Consider the following 13,770-nt stretch of genomic DNA (forward strand, 5'->3'; position numbering starts at 1 on the left):
AAAGCCGCCTATTATCGGGAATCGGCGGCCGGACGACAACATATGAATCGCAGGGGTATTGCCTTTTTTGGTGAAAATTTACACAAATCACCCAATAAAACGTGCTGCAAGCGCCATTAACGCTCGGTAAAGGTACCTTTAACCCGCTGCGAACGCTTGATGTAAGGCACCAGCAGCGCCGCCATCAGCAACGGCCAGCCGAGGCTGCGCACCGCCACTTCGTCCGGCACCGGCGCGAAGGCGAAGGCTTTCACCGCCAGGAGCACGGTTATCAGCAGCCACAGCAGGAACAGTTTGGGGAAGCGCTGCGAGCGTTGGCAAAACAGCCACAGCAGCCACAGGGTGAAGCACCACATCAAGAGCGTGGTCAGCACCGAAAAATACCACTGCAGGGTAAACGCCTGGGCGTTGGTCAGCAGATAGTCGCGCGATTCGGGCATGAAGATCGCCATGGCGTACAGGAGCAGCATCAGGCTGGCGCTGAGCAGGGTGACGATCAGATAGGCCATCGGGGCCAACAACCAACCGCCGATACGAGAGTATTCAGCTTGAGACATAAACGGCTTCCTGATTGAAACGGGGATCACAGGCGGCATAGCTTAGCGGGTAATAGCGGCTTCGTCATCCCTATCAACCAGATAGCCCGGCATTGCGGCGCCGGGCCGCACGTTTGGCCACTCCGGCGCCGGGGCGTCCCCCGTGTCGAATTAACATCTCATTTACTTCTTGTTCCATCCGGCCGCATGGTGTCAAATCGAAAGGGTCTGTCGTGAGCCTGCAAGAGGAAATTCCATGGCTGAGAAAATTCGTGTCGGGCTGGTCGGTTACGGCTACGCCGGCAAAACCTTTCATGCGCCGCTGATCGCCGGCACGCCGGGGCTGGAGCTGGCGGCCGTCTCCAGCAGCGATGCCGGCAAAGTGCACGCCGACTGGCCGTCGATGACGGTGGTGGGCGATGCGCAGGCGCTGTTCGCCGATCCGACCCTCGATTTGATCGTGATTCCCACCCCTAATGACACCCATTTCCCGCTGGCGCAACAGGCGCTGGCCGCCGGCAAGCATGTGGTGGTGGATAAACCCTTCACCGTGACGCTGTCACAAGCTCAGACGCTGCAACAGCAGGCGCAGCAGAGCGGTTTACTGCTGTCGGTGTTCCACAACCGTCGCTGGGACAGCGATTTCCTGACCCTTAAAGCGTTGCTGAACGACGGTTCGCTGGGCGAGGTGGTGTACTTCGAATCGCACTTCGATCGCTACCGGCCGCAGGTGCGTCAGCGCTGGCGCGAACAGGGCGGCGTCGGCAGCGGCATCTGGTTCGATTTGGGGCCGCATCTGCTCGATCAGGCGCTGCAATTATTCGGCAAGCCCGACCGGCTGTTTGTCGATCTGGGTGAGCTGCGGCCGGGGGCGCAGGCGGTGGACTATTTCCACGCGCTGCTGAACTATGGCGATCGGCGCGTGGTGCTGCACGCCAGCATGCTGGCGGCGGCGGAGAGCCCGCGTTATGTGGTGCACGGCACCCGCGGCAGCTATGTCAAATATGGCCTGGATCCGCAGGAAGACCGACTGAAGGCCGGCGAGCGCCTGCCGCAGGCCGACTGGGGCTATGACATGCGCGATGGTGTAGTGACGCTGTCACGTGGCGATCTGCTGGCGGAACAGCCGCTGCTCAATATTCCCGGCAATTACCCGGCTTATTACGCCGCGGTGCGCGACGCCATCGCCGGCATCGCTGAAAATCCGGTGCCGGCCGCCGATGCCATCGCGGTGATGGCGTTGATCGAACTGGGGTTGGAATCAGCCCGGCTGCAGCAGGCGCTGCCGGTGGCCTGATCCCGTCCGTTTCTCAGCGGCTCGGCGCACAACGCCGGGCCTTTTCATGATGTTAGGTGCAAGGAAATCCGTTTCATGTCCTGGTTGCAGCGTTTGCGCATTGATAAATTTTTACTGGTTCTGATTTTGGTGGTGATCGTCGCCTCGCTGTTCCCCTGCGAAGGCATCTGGAAAACCTTCTTCGAACACCTGACCACCGCCGCCATCGCGCTGCTGTTCTTTATGCACGGCGCCAAGCTGTCGCGCGAGGCGATCGTTGCCGGCATGAGCCACTGGAAGCTGCATCTGCTGGTGTTCCTCAGCACCTTTGCGCTGTTCCCGCTGCTCGGGCTGGCGATGAACCTGCTGGTGCCGGGCGTCATGACGCCGACGGTCTATCTCGGCTTCCTCTATCTGTGCGCGCTGCCGGCTACGGTGCAGTCTGCCATCGCCTTTACTTCGGCGGCGGGCGGCAACGTGGCGGCGGCGATTTGCAGCGCCTCGGCGTCGAGCATTCTTGGCGTGTTTCTGTCGCCGCTGCTGGTGGGGGCGTTGATGCATACCCAGGGCGGCAATACCGACGTACTGCACGCCATCGGTTCGATCATTCTGCAATTGATGGTGCCGTTTGTGGTCGGCCACCTGGCGCGGCCGCTGATCGGCAAGTGGGTCGATCGCCATCGCAAGCTCATCAATCTGACCGACCGCTCGTCGATCCTGCTGGTCGTCTACACCGCGTTCAGCGCGGCGGTGGTGGAAGGCATTTGGCATCGCATCGACGGCTGGTCGCTGTTGACCATTCTGGTGATGTCGCTGGTGCTGTTGACGGTGGTGTTGGTGATCAATACCTACGCGGCGCGCTGGCTGGGCTTCAACACCGCCGACGAGATCACCATCGTGTTCTGCGGCTCGAAAAAGAGTCTGGCGAATGGCATTCCGATGGCCAATGTGCTGTTCCCGGCTGCGGCGGTGGGCGCCATGGTGCTGCCTCTGATGATTTTCCACCAGGTTCAACTGATGGTGTGTGCGGTGTTGGCGCAGCGCTATGCGCGCAAAACCGCCAAACAGCGGGAGCAGGCCGAGGCGCTGGCGACCAAATAGACCGTAGGCCGCTAGCGGCAGCCCAGCGCGTCGAGCAGAAAGTCGGCGCGCTCGTCGGGTGAGGCACGCGGCAGTTCCTGCAGTCGATAACCCGATCGGCGGTAGACGGCCACCATCGCTTGGTAGGTCTGCTCGGCTTCGGCGAAAGATTGTTTTCTCTCGCTGTCCTGCGCGTAGATCGCTCGCCATGGTGGGGCGATGAACACCGTATCGGCATAGCGAAAATCGGCGACCGCCGCCGTTAAGGGAGCGGGGATCGATAATCCGCACAGCGTCAGGTAACCGGCGATATCCGGCAGGCCGCGATCGAAGAACCAGCATGTTGCGCCCGTCGCTTCCCGCCATGAACGCAGTTCCCAATCCAGCATCCGCTCGGCGAAAGCCTGGCGATCGCCCCATGGCAGCGCATTGCCGCCAATACTCACCTGATCCTGAATAATCGCCCGACCCGCCTCCTGCGAATGCGGGTAACCGCGGCGATGGAGAACGTCGATGAGCGTGCTTTTGCCCGAACCCGGGCCGCCGGTCAGCACGATGCGGCGTAGTTTGTCAGACATACGGAATTCCTCTATTGCGTCAGAGTTATGGATGAAAACAGCGAGAAAGACGGGCAGGCGGAAGAAAACGGGAGGTGAGAAGAAGGCGCCGTTTGGCGCCTTGGGGGGATTTAACCCTGAACTTTGGCGCGCAGCGCCTGTTTTTCCTGCTCGCTGAGGAACGCCAGCTTGAGGCCGTTTTCCTGCGCGGTGCGGATTTCTTCCGGCGTCAGCCCGGCCTGCGGCGCGGCGACGCGGTATTCGTGCTCGATCTCGATGCCCTGAACCGCCGGATCGTCGGTGTTGATCGACGCCAGCACGCCGTGGCGCAGGAAGGTGGCCAGCGGATGCTGCGCCAGTGATGGCACGGTGCTGGTCTGGATGTTGGAGGTCAGGCAGGACTCGATGCCGATGCCATGTTCCGCCAGGAAGTCCATCAGCGCCGGATCTTCGACCGCTTTCACCCCGTGGCCGATACGCTCGGCGCCCAGCTCGCGGATCGCCTGCCAGATGCTTTCCGGGCCGGCGGCTTCGCCCGCGTGTACGGTGATGCGCAGACCGGCGTCGCGCGCGCGGTTGAAGTGGTTGAGGAACAGGCTGCCGGGGAAGCCCAGCTCATCGCCCGCCAAATCCAACGCGGTAATGCCGTCGCGGTGCGCCAGCAGTCCTTCCAGCTCCTGCAGACAGGCAGCCTCGCCAAAGGTGCGGCTCATGATGCCGATCAGGCGAATGTCGATGTCGCGATCGCGGCAGCCCGAACGGATCCCGTCGATCACCGCTTCCACCACGCCGGCGACCGGCAGCTGGTGCTTCATCGCCATGTAGTAAGGGGAAAAGCGCAGCTCGGCGTAGTGCAGGCCGGCATTGGCGGCATCCTCGACGTTTTCATAAGCCACCCGGCGGCAGGCGTCCAGATCGCCCAGCACCGCCACACCCCAGTCCAGTTTCTGCAGGAAGCTGACCAGATCCGGTTCAGCGTGGGTGATCTGCACGTGCGGGCGCAGGCTCTCCAAATCGTTGGCCGGCAGGGCGAGATTGAACTGGCGACCGAGGTCGAGAATCGTCTGCGCGCGGATGTTGCCGTCGAGATGGCGGTGAATATCGGTAAGCGGAAGGCGGGGATCGATCATGCTGGGCACTCGCTGATTATCGTAGGTAAAGTGCAGAACAGTATAAAAACAAATGGATGAAACTTGCCATTGCGTTGCATAAAAAAGTGACTTACATCACAAATAATCCCAGGGATAGCGCATTATCACCCTCATTCAGGCCTTCAACACGCTGATGCCCGCCTGCTGCAACGGCGCGATCAATGCGTCGTCGGTGGCGCGTTCAACGATGACGGTGTGCGCCAACGTAATATCGCCGATCGCATATTGTGAGGCGGCATTGAGTTTGGCGGCAGAGGCCAGCACGACGGTTTCCGCCGCACGGGCCGCCAGCGCGCGCTTGATGTAGGCTTCTTCCAGATCGCCGGTGCTCAGCCCCGCAGTGGGGTGTACGCCGGTTACGCCCATAAAATAGATATCGGCGCGGATATGCGACATCGCTTCCACCGCGGCGGCGCCGACGCTAACGATCGAATGCTTATACAGCCGGCCGCCGATCAGGATCACCTCCACCGTGGGGTGATCGGCCAAACCTACGGCGACGCTGGGGCTGTGGGTGACGACGGTGGCGTTGAGGTTGGCCGGCAGTTGCCTGACCAACTCGGCGGAAGTGGTGCCACCATCGATGATCACCACCTGGCCGGGGGCGATCAACGCCGCCGCCGCTTTGGCGATCGCGCGTTTGGCGCCGGATTCCAAGTGATTGCGTTCGGCGAAGCTGGCGATGGCGGAAGAAACCGGCAGGGCGCCGCCGTGTACCCGCTGCAATAACCCCTCTGCGTCCAGTTCGCGCAGATCGCGCCGGACAGTGTCTTCCGACAGCCCGAACAGCTCGCTGAGTTGCTTGGCCAACACCTGGCCGTCCTGAGCCAGTTTTTCCAGGATGATTTTCTTGCGCTGGCTGGTCAACATGGCCATTTTCCCCTCAAATTTGCTTTGCACGAAATATCTTGATAATACACGAAACTGCACGATAGTATCAATTTCCTTCCTATGGCGGAGAAAAACCATGATTGCCACCAAAGACCGAGTCCGCATTGTCGAAACCCGGGTGTTGTCCGATGACTGGTATCTGCTGAAAAAAACCACCTTTGATTTTCTGCGGCGCGACGGCGTCTGGCAGCGGCAGAGCCGCGAGACTTACGATCGCGGTGACGGCGCCACCATTTTGCTGTTCAACCGGCAGGCGAAGACGGTGATCCTGACGCGCCAGTTTCGCTTTCCGGTCTTCGTCAACGGCCATGACGGCATGTTGATTGAAGCTGCCGCCGGGTTATTGGACGACGCGTCTCCTGAGGCGCGCATTCGCGCAGAAGCCGAAGAGGAAACCGGCTATTTCGTGCAGAACGTGGAGAAAGTGTTCGAGGCGTACATGAGCCCCGGCTCGGTCACCGAGAAACTGCACTTTTTCGTCGGCGAATATCAGGCGGCCGACCGCATCAACGAGGGCGGCGGGGTGGCGGCGGAGGGCGAAGATCTGGAGGTTATCGAGTTGCCGCTGACGCAGGCCCTGCAGGCGATTCGTCAAGGCGCGATCGTTGACGCCAAAACCATCATGCTGCTGCAGTTTGTCGCTTTGAATCGGATGCTGGAGGAAGAACCATGAAGGCCCAACAAATTTTGATCGCCGGCCCCTATCGCAGCGGCACCGAGGGCGATCCGGCGCGCATCGCCGCCAATCTGGCGCGCCTGGAACAGGCGGCGCTGGCGGTCTATCTGCGGGGACACGTACCGGTGATCGGCGAATGGTTGGCGCTGCCTCTGGCGGCTGCGGCGGGTTCCACCCAACTTGGCGATGCGGTGAGCGAGGCGTTTCTCTACCCGGTGGCTCACCGGTTGATTGCGCAGTGTCAGGCGGTGTATCGCATCGAAGGGCTGTCTACGGGGGCCGATAACGACGTGCGGTTGGCCAAGGAGTGGGGATTGACGGTCTATCGTCATCTGGAGGAGATCCCGGCCGTACCGGCATAACGCAGGGGCGGGCGCAGGCTCGCCCCCTCGCGTTATTTTTCGTTCAGGACAAACCTCAACCCGGCGATCAGCTTATCCATGCCGGCCTCCAGCTTGCCGCGCGGGCAGCCGGCGTTGAGGCGCAGGAACCCGCGGCCTTCCTCGCCGTAGGTGAAGCCCGGCATGATCGCCACCTTTTCACGCTCGATCAGCGCCTGCTGCAGCGCGCGATCGTCAATGGCCAGCGGCCGCAGATCGATCCAGGCCAGGTAGGTGGCCTGCGGCGGGCGCCAGCCCAGCGCGGGAAAAGCCTCCGCCAGCCGTTCGGCGACGTAGGTCAGATTATCCTGCAGATAGTCTCGCAGCGCATCCAGCCAGGGTTCGCCGTGACGATAGGCGGCCACGTGCGCCGCCACCGCCAGCACCGCCGGCGAGGAGAGGCCGTCGCGGGATTTGAGCTGCTGGAAGTAGGCTTCGCGGCTGGCGTCGTCGCTGATAAAACCGTAGGCGCCGGTCAGCGCCGGAATATTGAAACTCTTGGAGCCGGAGGTCAGCACTGCCCAGGCGCCGGTCGCCACCTGGCTCCACGGCGTATGGTGGAGTTCGCCCCATACCATGTCCATGTGGATCTCATCGCTGATCACCCTCACGTCGTGGCGCTCGCACAGTTCGGCCATCTGCTGCAGCTCTTCGCGGCGCCATACCTTGCCGGTGGGGTTGTGCGGGCTGCACAGCAGCAGGATCTTGGTTTGCGGCCGCGCCAGCAACGCCTCAAGGTGCGCCATGTCGCAGCGCCAGTCGTCGCCGGCTTTTTGCAGCGGACAGGCCAGCAGCTGGCGCTGGTTGGCGAGGATCACCTTGTAGAAGGCGTCGTAGGCCGGAGTATGGGTCACCACGTAGTCGCCCGGCACGGACCATTGGCGGATCAGCTGCGCCGCCATGTAGATAACGGAAGGGCCGTACACCGCCGTTGCGGTGTCGACAGCGGTGTTGAAACGTTGCTGATACCAGTGGCGCAGCGCGCCGAGAAAATCCTCGTGCTGCCAGCGGCTGTAGCCCAGCACGCCGTGCTGCAGGCGTTGCTGCAGCGCCTCGAGAATGCACGGCGCGGTGGCGAAGTCCATATCGGAGATGGTGAACGGCAGCAGATCGGCGCTGCCGAAACGATCGGCGATGTAGTCCCACTGGGTGCACCAGGTGCCGTGGCGGTCGATCGGGGTGGAGAAATCAAACATGGGTGGCTCCCTGCAGCGCCGCGGCAGGTTGCGCCGTGGCTATCAGTGAGTCTAATTCATCCTTCACCGATTGCACCTGCGGGCCGATCACCACCTGCAGATTATGTTCGTTGAGATGCACCACGCCGATGGCGCGGTTGGCCTTCAGCGCGGCATCGTCCACGCGGCTCATGTCGTTGACCGACAGGCGCAGGCGGGTGATGCAGTTGTCCAGCGTGATGATGTTATCCGGGCCGCCGAGCGCCGCCAAAATCGCCGGCGCATTGTAGCCGGATTTGCCCACTGCGCCGCTCGGCGCGCTCTGGCTGGCGGCGCTGTCGCTCTCGCGGCCCGGCGTTTTAATGTTAAAGCGCTGGATAGCGAAGCGGAAAATGGCGTAATAGCCGACGAACCAGACGGCGGCCACCACCGGCACCAGATACCACTTGGTGGCGGTGCCGTGCAGAATGCCGAACACCACGAAATCGATGATGTTGCCGTCGGTGTTGCCGATGGTCACACCCAGCAGCGCCATCACGGTAAAGCCCAACCCGGTGAGCAGCGCGTGGATCAGATAGAGGAACGGCGCGACGAACAGGAACAGGAACTCGATCGGTTCGGTGGTGCCGCCGACCACGCAGGCTACCACGCCGGAGATCAACAGCCCTTTGATTTTATGGCGGTTCTCCGGTTTGGCACAGTGGTACATTGCCAGCGCCGCGCCCGGCAGGCCACCGAGGAACGCCGGCATTTTGCCCTGCGACAGGAAGCGGGTGGCGCTTTCGGCAAAGCCGGTGGTGGTCGGGCAGGAGAGCTGGGCCTGGAAGATGGTCAGGGCGCCGCTGACGCTGTGGCCGCAAACGTCCAGCGTGCCGCCCGCTTCGGTAAAGCGGATCAGCGCCACCAGAATGTGATGCAGGCCGAACGGCAGCAGCAGGCGTTCGCCGGTGCCGAAAATCATCGGCCCGAAGATGCCGGCGCCGTTGATGACGCGGCCCAGGCCGTTAATGCCGGCGGCGAACCACGGCCAGATCAACGGGATCACCAGGCCGCACAGGCCCAGCACCACGGTGGTCACGATCGGCACGAAGCGGGTGCCGCCGAAGAACGCCAGCGCGTCCGGCAGGCGGATGGTGTGGAAACGCTCATGCAGCAGATACACGATGATACCGACGATCACCGCGCCAAGGATGCCGGTGTCGATCGACTGAATGCCGAGAATGTTCTGGATGTTGTTGGCCTTCAGCACCAACGGATCGCTGCTGGGCAGCACGCCGGCGGCGGTCAGATAGAAGTTGGTGGCCAGATTCAGCACGGCGAAGCCGACGAAGCCGGAGAACGCGGCCACGCCCTTGTTCTCGCGCGCCATGCCCAGCGGAATGGCGATGGCGAACATCACCGGCAGGAAGCTGAAGGCGAAGGAGCCTATCTTGCTCATCCAGGTGAAGATCAGCTGGAAGATCGGATGGCCGATAAACGGCATCAGGGTGATCACATCGCGGCTGCTCAGCGAGCTGCCGATCCCCAGCATGATGCCGCAGAAAGAGAGCAAGGCGACGGGCAACATGAACGTTTTGCCCAGGCTCTGGAAGAACTCCCAGAGGGTGATTTTTGGTTTGTTGGCTGCTGACATAACCGACTTCTCCTGGCGAAAAGACGAGCAAAAAGGGGACTGCTGATTAGGTAAAAAGAAGATAAAACGTTTTACCTAGCAAAAATGCGCCGTTAATCACAAATTTGCCGCCCGCTTTTTGGCAACAATGCGGCGGTCAGTAAAACGTTTTACTGAATTAACGGATTCGGTATACCCTTGATCATCACGGCGCGGGTTGCCCAGGAACGGGTTCGCAGAGACTATGAGCATTAAAAAGATCACCATTACCGATGTGGCGCAACAGGCGGGCGTTTCGGTCACCACGGTTTCCCTGGTGTTGAGCGGCAAGGGGCGGATTTCGTCCACCACCGTCGAGAAGGTCAATCAGGCGATAGCGCAGCTGGGCTATGTGCGCAACCGCCAGGCGGCGACGCTGCGCGGCGGCGAGTCCGGGGTGATCGGCCTGATTCTGCGCGACATCTGCGAACCCTTCTATGCCGAAATGACTGCCGGGCTGAGCGAAACGCTGGAGGCGCACGACAAACTGCTGTTTTTGACGCAGAGCGGGCGGGAAGGTCAGGGGCTGCAGCGGGCGTTTGACGCGCTGCTGGCGCAGGGCGTCGACGGCATCGTGCTGGCGGGCGGCATTCGCGCGGCGGCGGGGCTGAAGGAAAAGGCGGCCGAGCAGGGCGTGCCGCTGGTCTGCGTAGCGCGCTCCAGCGGTCTCGAGGGGGTGGACGTGGTACGGCCGGACAATATGCAGGCCGCCAAGCTGGCCACCGAGTTTTTGATCGCCCGCGGTCACAGCCAAATCGCTTACCTCGGCGGCCAGAGCGACTCGTTGACGCGCGCCGAACGGCTGGGCGGATTCTGCGCTACGCTGTTGCAGTATGGCCTGCCGTTTCGCAGCGAATGGATCGTCGAGTGCGATTGCCGACAGAGCCAGGCGGCGGAGGCGGCGGAGCAGCTGCTGCGCCACTACCCGAATATCACCGCTATCGTCTGCCACAAGGCGTCGGTGGCGCTGGGCGCCTACTTTGGCCTGACGCGCAGCGGCCGCAGCATCGGTTCGGACGGGGTCGACGCCTACTACGGGCGACAGGTGGCGCTGATCGGCTTTGGCGACGTGCCGGAGGCCGAACTGACCGAACCACCGCTAACCTTTGTTTCCAGCTCGGCGCGGGAAGTGGGGCGCAGCGCCGCTGCGCGCCTGTTGCAGCGCATCCATGACGCCGATCTGCCGACGCAGAACGTCATCCTGCCGCCGGCGCTGATCCGGCGCGGCTCCGCTTAGTCGCGCCGCTGCTCCTCTTCCGCCTCCCGGCCGATCCAGCCGATAAAGGCTTTCATCGCCGGTGTCAAATCCCGCGATTTCAAATGGGTCAGCCAATAGGCGCCGAGCGCGGCCTCGGCGGCGAACGGCCGCTGCAGCGCGCCGGTGGCCAGTTCGCGGCGGAACATGCTGACCGGCGCCAGCGCCACGCCGTCGCACTGGATCGCGCCTTCCACCATCAGCCTTGAGGAATCGAACACCGGGCCGTTGATCCGCCACGGCGTCACCTGCGCCGCGCTGAACCAGCGCTCCCATTCATCCTTGCGGTAAGTGCGCATCAGCTGCTCGTGCTGCAGGTCCTGCGGCGCGTGCAGGCGCGCGGCAACCGCCGGCGGGCAGAGCACCGTCAGCGGTGCGTCGAACAGCTTGATATTACGGGTGGCGGGCCACAGGCCTTCGCCGAAGCGGATGGCGAAATCCATGCCGTCCGCCGACAGATTGACCAGGTTGTTGTGGGTCAACACCCGCAGATCGATAAACGGATGCGCGGTGCGGAACGCCGCCAGCCGTGGCATCAGCCAGCCGACGGCGAAGGTGCCGACCACCGCCACCGTCAGCACCTCGTGGAAATGCCCGCCTTCGAACTGCTGCAGCACCGCCTCGATACGGTCGAAGGCGTCGTTCAACACCGGCAGCAGCGCCTGGCCTTCTTCCGTCAGATCCAGCCCGCGCGGCAGGCGGCGGAACAGCTGAATGCCCAGCTGTTCTTCCAGCATGCGCACCTGCTGGCTGACGGCGGCCTGGGTCACCCTCAGCTCCAGGCCGGCGCGGGTGAAGTTCAGGTGGCGAGCGGAAGATTCGAACGCCCGCAGGGCGTTGAGGGGAAGTCGATTGCGCATGATTGATAGCCATAAGTTTTTCTTTATGCTGGCTGAAATTATTATCGCTTGTCAACCCGGCGGCAAAATCCGATATTTGGCGCCACTGCTGCGAAAGTGGCGGAGTCCGTAAAGGAATGACATCATCAATCAGGGAAAACGCCGTGTTCAACGCCAATAAAAACTTTTGGCCGCGCCGATGCCCTGCAACCGAAGAGTTTCTATCATGACGAAAATGAATCGCCTGGCGGCCGCGCTGATCGCCGCATTGATCCTGCCGACCGCGCATGCCGCGCAGCAGCAGGATATCGACGCCGTAATTCAGCCGCTGATGAAAAAGTACGGCGTGCCGGGCATGGCGATCGCCGTGTCGGTCGACGGTAAACAGCAGATCTACCCGTATGGCGTGGCCTCGAAGCAGACCGGCAAACCGATCACCGAGCAGACGCTGTTCGAAGTGGGCTCGCTGAGCAAAACCTTCACTGCGACGCTGGCGGTCTATGCGCAGCAGCAGGGCAAGCTGTCGTTTAGCGATCCGGCCAGCCGCTATCTGCCTGAACTGCGCGGCAGCGCCTTCGATGGCGTCAGCCTGCTGAATCTGGCGACCCATACCTCCGGTTTGCCGCTGTTCGTGCCGGACGACGTCACCGACAATACGCAATTGATGGCCTACTATCGCGCCTGGCAGCCGAAACACCCGGTCGGCAGCTACCGCGTCTACTCCAACCTCGGCATCGGCATGCTGGGCATGATCGCCGCCAAGAGCCTCGACCAGCCGTTTATTCAGGCGATGGAACAGGGGATGTTGCCGGCGCTGGGCATGAGCCACACCTATATTCAGGTGCCGGCGGCGCAGATGGCCAACTATGCGCAAGGATATAACAAGGACGACAAACCGGTGCGGGTCAATCCCGGCCCGCTGGATGCCGAGTCTTACGGCATCAAATCCAACGCCCGCGATCTGATTCGTTACCTGGACGCCAACCTGCAGCAGGTGAAAGTCGCACAGCCGTGGCGCGAAGCGCTGGCCGGCACGCACGTCGGTTATTACAAGGCGGGCGCGTTCACGCAAGATCTGATGTGGGAGAACTACCCGTATCCGGTAAAACTGCCGCGACTGATCGAAGGCAACAACGCCGGGATGATCATGAACGGCACGCCGGCCACCGTCCTCACGCCGCCGCAGCCGGAATTGCGCGCCGGCTGGTATAACAAAACCGGTTCCACTGGCGGTTTCTCCACCTACGCGGTGTTTATCCCGGCGAAAAATATCGCCGTGGTGATGCTGGCCAACAAGTGGTTCCCGAACGACGATCGCGTCGAGGCGGCTTACCGCATCATCCAGGCGCTGGATAAGCGCTGACGGACAGGGGCGCCGACGGGGCGCCCCTATTACCGATGCTGCCGTTCACGCCGCTCGCGCATGAAATCGATAAAGGCGCGCAGCTTGAGCGGCAAATGCCGGCCGGCGGGAAAGTAGATGAAAAATCCCGACGTCTCGCTGGCGCAGTCCGGCAACACTTCCACCAGATCGCCCTGCGCCAGTTCTTTCAGCACCGTGCCCTGAAAACGCTGTGCAATCCCCAGTCCCGCCAACGCGGCATCCTTGATCAGCCTATCTTCGTTAAAAATCAAACTGCCGCTGACGTCCAGCGCGCGTTCATCGTCGCCCAGGCTAAAATACCAGGGTTCCAGTTTGCCGCTGCCGGGAAAACGGTAGCGCAGGCAATGGTGCGTGAGCAGCTCATCCGGCGTGGCCGGTGCGCCGCAGCGCGCCAGATAGTCGGGTGAGGCGACCAGCACCCGGCGTTGCCCGTTGTCGATCGGCACGGCGACCATGTCCTTTTGCAGCATGGCGTGCATGCGAATGCCAGCATCGAAACTGCCCAGCACCAGATCGGAAAAGCGGTCTTCGGTAAACAGTTCCAGCTGTACCTCGGGATAGCGGCGCTGAAACGCCGCCAGGTGCGGCATTACCAGCAGCGAAGCGGCCAACTGCGGCAGCGTAATGCGCAGCAGACCCGCCGGCTGTGCGCCCAGGGTACGCACGTCGTCCGCCGCCACGTCGATCTGGCTCATCGCCGGCGACACCTTCTGGTAAAACAAGCGGCCCTCGTCGCTGAGGCGCACCGAGCGGCTGGTGCGGTGAAATAACCGCACTCCCAGCTGATTCTCCAGCGCCTGAATGTTTTGCGACACCGCCGGCGGCGTGACGCCCAGCTGGTTAGCCACGCGGGTAAAGTTGCCCAGGCGCGCGACGGCTTCGAAATAGGGCAACAGTTGCAAAAGTGAACTCATAGATT

Annotated in this window: 14 protein-coding genes; 6 read left to right on the forward strand and 8 right to left on the reverse strand. The window is 62.2% G+C overall.

What is annotated here, in order from left to right; translation table 11 throughout:
• Positions 1 to 116: 116 nt before the first annotated feature.
• Complete coding sequence (locus GKN89_RS00750) at positions 117 to 557, reverse strand: DUF2569 domain-containing protein (protein WP_019455945.1); 441 nt, start codon at positions 555 to 557, stop codon at positions 117 to 119.
• Between the two features lie 235 nt (positions 558 to 792).
• Here GKN89_RS00750 and GKN89_RS00755 point away from each other — a divergent pair, with 235 nt between their 5' ends.
• Together GKN89_RS00755 and GKN89_RS00760 are read left to right on the forward strand one after the other, a co-directional pair.
• Positions 793 to 1,833, forward strand: coding sequence for an oxidoreductase (locus tag GKN89_RS00755; protein WP_154746149.1), 1,041 nt, complete (start codon positions 793 to 795; stop codon positions 1,831 to 1,833).
• A gap of 75 nt (positions 1,834 to 1,908) precedes the next feature.
• Entirely contained in the window at positions 1,909 to 2,913 is a 1,005-nt protein-coding gene (locus tag GKN89_RS00760; RefSeq protein WP_019455943.1) for a bile acid:sodium symporter family protein, read from the forward strand.
• An 11-nt stretch (positions 2,914 to 2,924) separates the two neighbouring features.
• Here the strand turns inward: GKN89_RS00760 and GKN89_RS00765 are convergent, their stop codons facing one another.
• From GKN89_RS00765 to GKN89_RS00775, 3 genes are all read right to left on the reverse strand, one after another.
• Positions 2,925 to 3,470 carry an AAA family ATPase gene (locus GKN89_RS00765; RefSeq protein WP_074054333.1) on the reverse strand — a complete coding sequence of 182 codons (546 nt, stop codon included), beginning with the start codon at positions 3,468 to 3,470 and terminating at the stop codon, positions 2,925 to 2,927.
• Between the two features lie 110 nt (positions 3,471 to 3,580).
• Complete coding sequence (add, locus tag GKN89_RS00770) at positions 3,581 to 4,579, reverse strand: adenosine deaminase (protein ID WP_019455941.1); 999 nt, start codon at positions 4,577 to 4,579, stop codon at positions 3,581 to 3,583.
• 135 nt (positions 4,580 to 4,714) lie between these two features.
• The gene (locus tag GKN89_RS00775; protein ID WP_025159715.1) at positions 4,715 to 5,470 is read right to left on the reverse strand and encodes a DeoR/GlpR family DNA-binding transcription regulator; all 756 of its coding nucleotides are present in this window, start codon (positions 5,468 to 5,470) and stop codon (positions 4,715 to 4,717) included.
• Positions 5,471 to 5,567: 97 nt separating this feature from the next.
• On the opposite strand from GKN89_RS00775, the gene GKN89_RS00780 reads away from it, so the two are divergent.
• Both GKN89_RS00780 and GKN89_RS00785 read left to right on the forward strand, forming a co-directional pair.
• Positions 5,568 to 6,164: an NUDIX domain-containing protein gene (locus GKN89_RS00780; RefSeq protein WP_063919382.1), complete on the forward strand. Its 597-nt coding sequence runs from the start codon at positions 5,568 to 5,570 to the stop codon at positions 6,162 to 6,164.
• Complete coding sequence (locus tag GKN89_RS00785) at positions 6,161 to 6,529, forward strand: NUDIX hydrolase (protein ID WP_154746150.1); 369 nt, start codon at positions 6,161 to 6,163, stop codon at positions 6,527 to 6,529. The genes GKN89_RS00780 and GKN89_RS00785 overlap by 4 nt, the downstream gene beginning before the upstream one ends.
• A 32-nt stretch (positions 6,530 to 6,561) precedes the next feature.
• Here the strand turns inward: GKN89_RS00785 and GKN89_RS00790 are convergent, their stop codons facing one another.
• On the reverse strand, positions 6,562 to 7,743 hold the full coding sequence (locus GKN89_RS00790; protein ID WP_154746151.1) for a MalY/PatB family protein: 1,182 nt from the start codon (positions 7,741 to 7,743) through the stop codon (positions 6,562 to 6,564).
• Entirely contained in the window at positions 7,736 to 9,355 is a 1,620-nt protein-coding gene (gene malX / locus GKN89_RS00795; RefSeq protein WP_019455936.1) for a maltose/glucose-specific PTS transporter subunit IIBC, read from the reverse strand. Before malX ends, GKN89_RS00790 begins: the two co-directional genes overlap by 8 nt.
• A gap of 223 nt (positions 9,356 to 9,578) precedes the next feature.
• Here malX and GKN89_RS00800 point away from each other — a divergent pair, with 223 nt between their 5' ends.
• Positions 9,579 to 10,610, forward strand: coding sequence for a Mal regulon transcriptional regulator MalI (locus GKN89_RS00800; protein ID WP_154746152.1), 1,032 nt, complete (start codon positions 9,579 to 9,581; stop codon positions 10,608 to 10,610).
• On the opposite strand, the gene GKN89_RS00805 is transcribed toward GKN89_RS00800, so the two are convergent.
• Entirely contained in the window at positions 10,607 to 11,488 is an 882-nt protein-coding gene (locus GKN89_RS00805; protein WP_025159716.1) for a LysR family transcriptional regulator, read from the reverse strand. The genes GKN89_RS00800 and GKN89_RS00805 overlap by 4 nt on opposite strands.
• Positions 11,489 to 11,693: 205 nt before the next feature.
• On the opposite strand from GKN89_RS00805, the gene blaSRT reads away from it, so the two are divergent.
• A complete protein-coding gene (blaSRT, locus tag GKN89_RS00810) occupies positions 11,694 to 12,830 on the forward strand; it encodes an SRT/SST family class C beta-lactamase (protein WP_025159717.1) in 1,137 nt (378 codons plus the stop codon).
• Between the two features lie 29 nt (positions 12,831 to 12,859).
• On the opposite strand, the gene GKN89_RS00815 is transcribed toward blaSRT, so the two are convergent.
• Positions 12,860 to 13,765 (reverse strand): LysR family transcriptional regulator, encoded by a 906-nt coding sequence (locus tag GKN89_RS00815; RefSeq protein ID WP_154746153.1) that lies wholly within the window; start codon positions 13,763 to 13,765, stop codon positions 12,860 to 12,862.
• Between the last annotated feature and the right edge of the window lie 5 nt (positions 13,766 to 13,770).

This window comes from Serratia sp. YC16 (assembly GCF_009707615.1).
GTDB lineage: Bacteria > Pseudomonadota > Gammaproteobacteria > Enterobacterales > Enterobacteriaceae > Serratia > Serratia surfactantfaciens.

Bases quoted from the DNA above. Each gene is read 5' to 3' on its own strand.
- GKN89_RS00815 (WP_154746153.1), bottom strand. From the start codon at position 13,765: ATGAGTTCACTTTTGCAACTGTTGCCCTATTTCGAAGCCGTCGCGCGC.
- malX (WP_019455936.1), bottom strand. From the start codon at position 9,355: ATGTCAGCAGCCAACAAACCAAAAATCACCCTCTGGGAGTTCTTCCAG.
- GKN89_RS00755 (WP_154746149.1), top strand. From the start codon at position 793: ATGGCTGAGAAAATTCGTGTCGGGCTGGTCGGTTACGGCTACGCCGGC.
- GKN89_RS00760 (WP_019455943.1), top strand. From the start codon at position 1,909: ATGTCCTGGTTGCAGCGTTTGCGCATTGATAAATTTTTACTGGTTCTG.
- blaSRT (WP_025159717.1), top strand. From the start codon at position 11,694: ATGACGAAAATGAATCGCCTGGCGGCCGCGCTGATCGCCGCATTGATC.
- GKN89_RS00790 (WP_154746151.1), bottom strand. From the start codon at position 7,743: ATGTTTGATTTCTCCACCCCGATCGACCGCCACGGCACCTGGTGCACC.
- GKN89_RS00805 (WP_025159716.1), bottom strand. From the start codon at position 11,488: ATGCGCAATCGACTTCCCCTCAACGCCCTGCGGGCGTTCGAATCTTCC.
- GKN89_RS00800 (WP_154746152.1), top strand. From the start codon at position 9,579: ATGAGCATTAAAAAGATCACCATTACCGATGTGGCGCAACAGGCGGGC.
- GKN89_RS00780 (WP_063919382.1), top strand. From the start codon at position 5,568: ATGATTGCCACCAAAGACCGAGTCCGCATTGTCGAAACCCGGGTGTTG.
- GKN89_RS00750 (WP_019455945.1), bottom strand. From the start codon at position 557: ATGTCTCAAGCTGAATACTCTCGTATCGGCGGTTGGTTGTTGGCCCCG.
- GKN89_RS00785 (WP_154746150.1), top strand. From the start codon at position 6,161: ATGAAGGCCCAACAAATTTTGATCGCCGGCCCCTATCGCAGCGGCACC.
- GKN89_RS00775 (WP_025159715.1), bottom strand. From the start codon at position 5,470: ATGTTGACCAGCCAGCGCAAGAAAATCATCCTGGAAAAACTGGCTCAG.
- add (WP_019455941.1), bottom strand. From the start codon at position 4,579: ATGATCGATCCCCGCCTTCCGCTTACCGATATTCACCGCCATCTCGAC.
- GKN89_RS00765 (WP_074054333.1), bottom strand. From the start codon at position 3,470: ATGTCTGACAAACTACGCCGCATCGTGCTGACCGGCGGCCCGGGTTCG.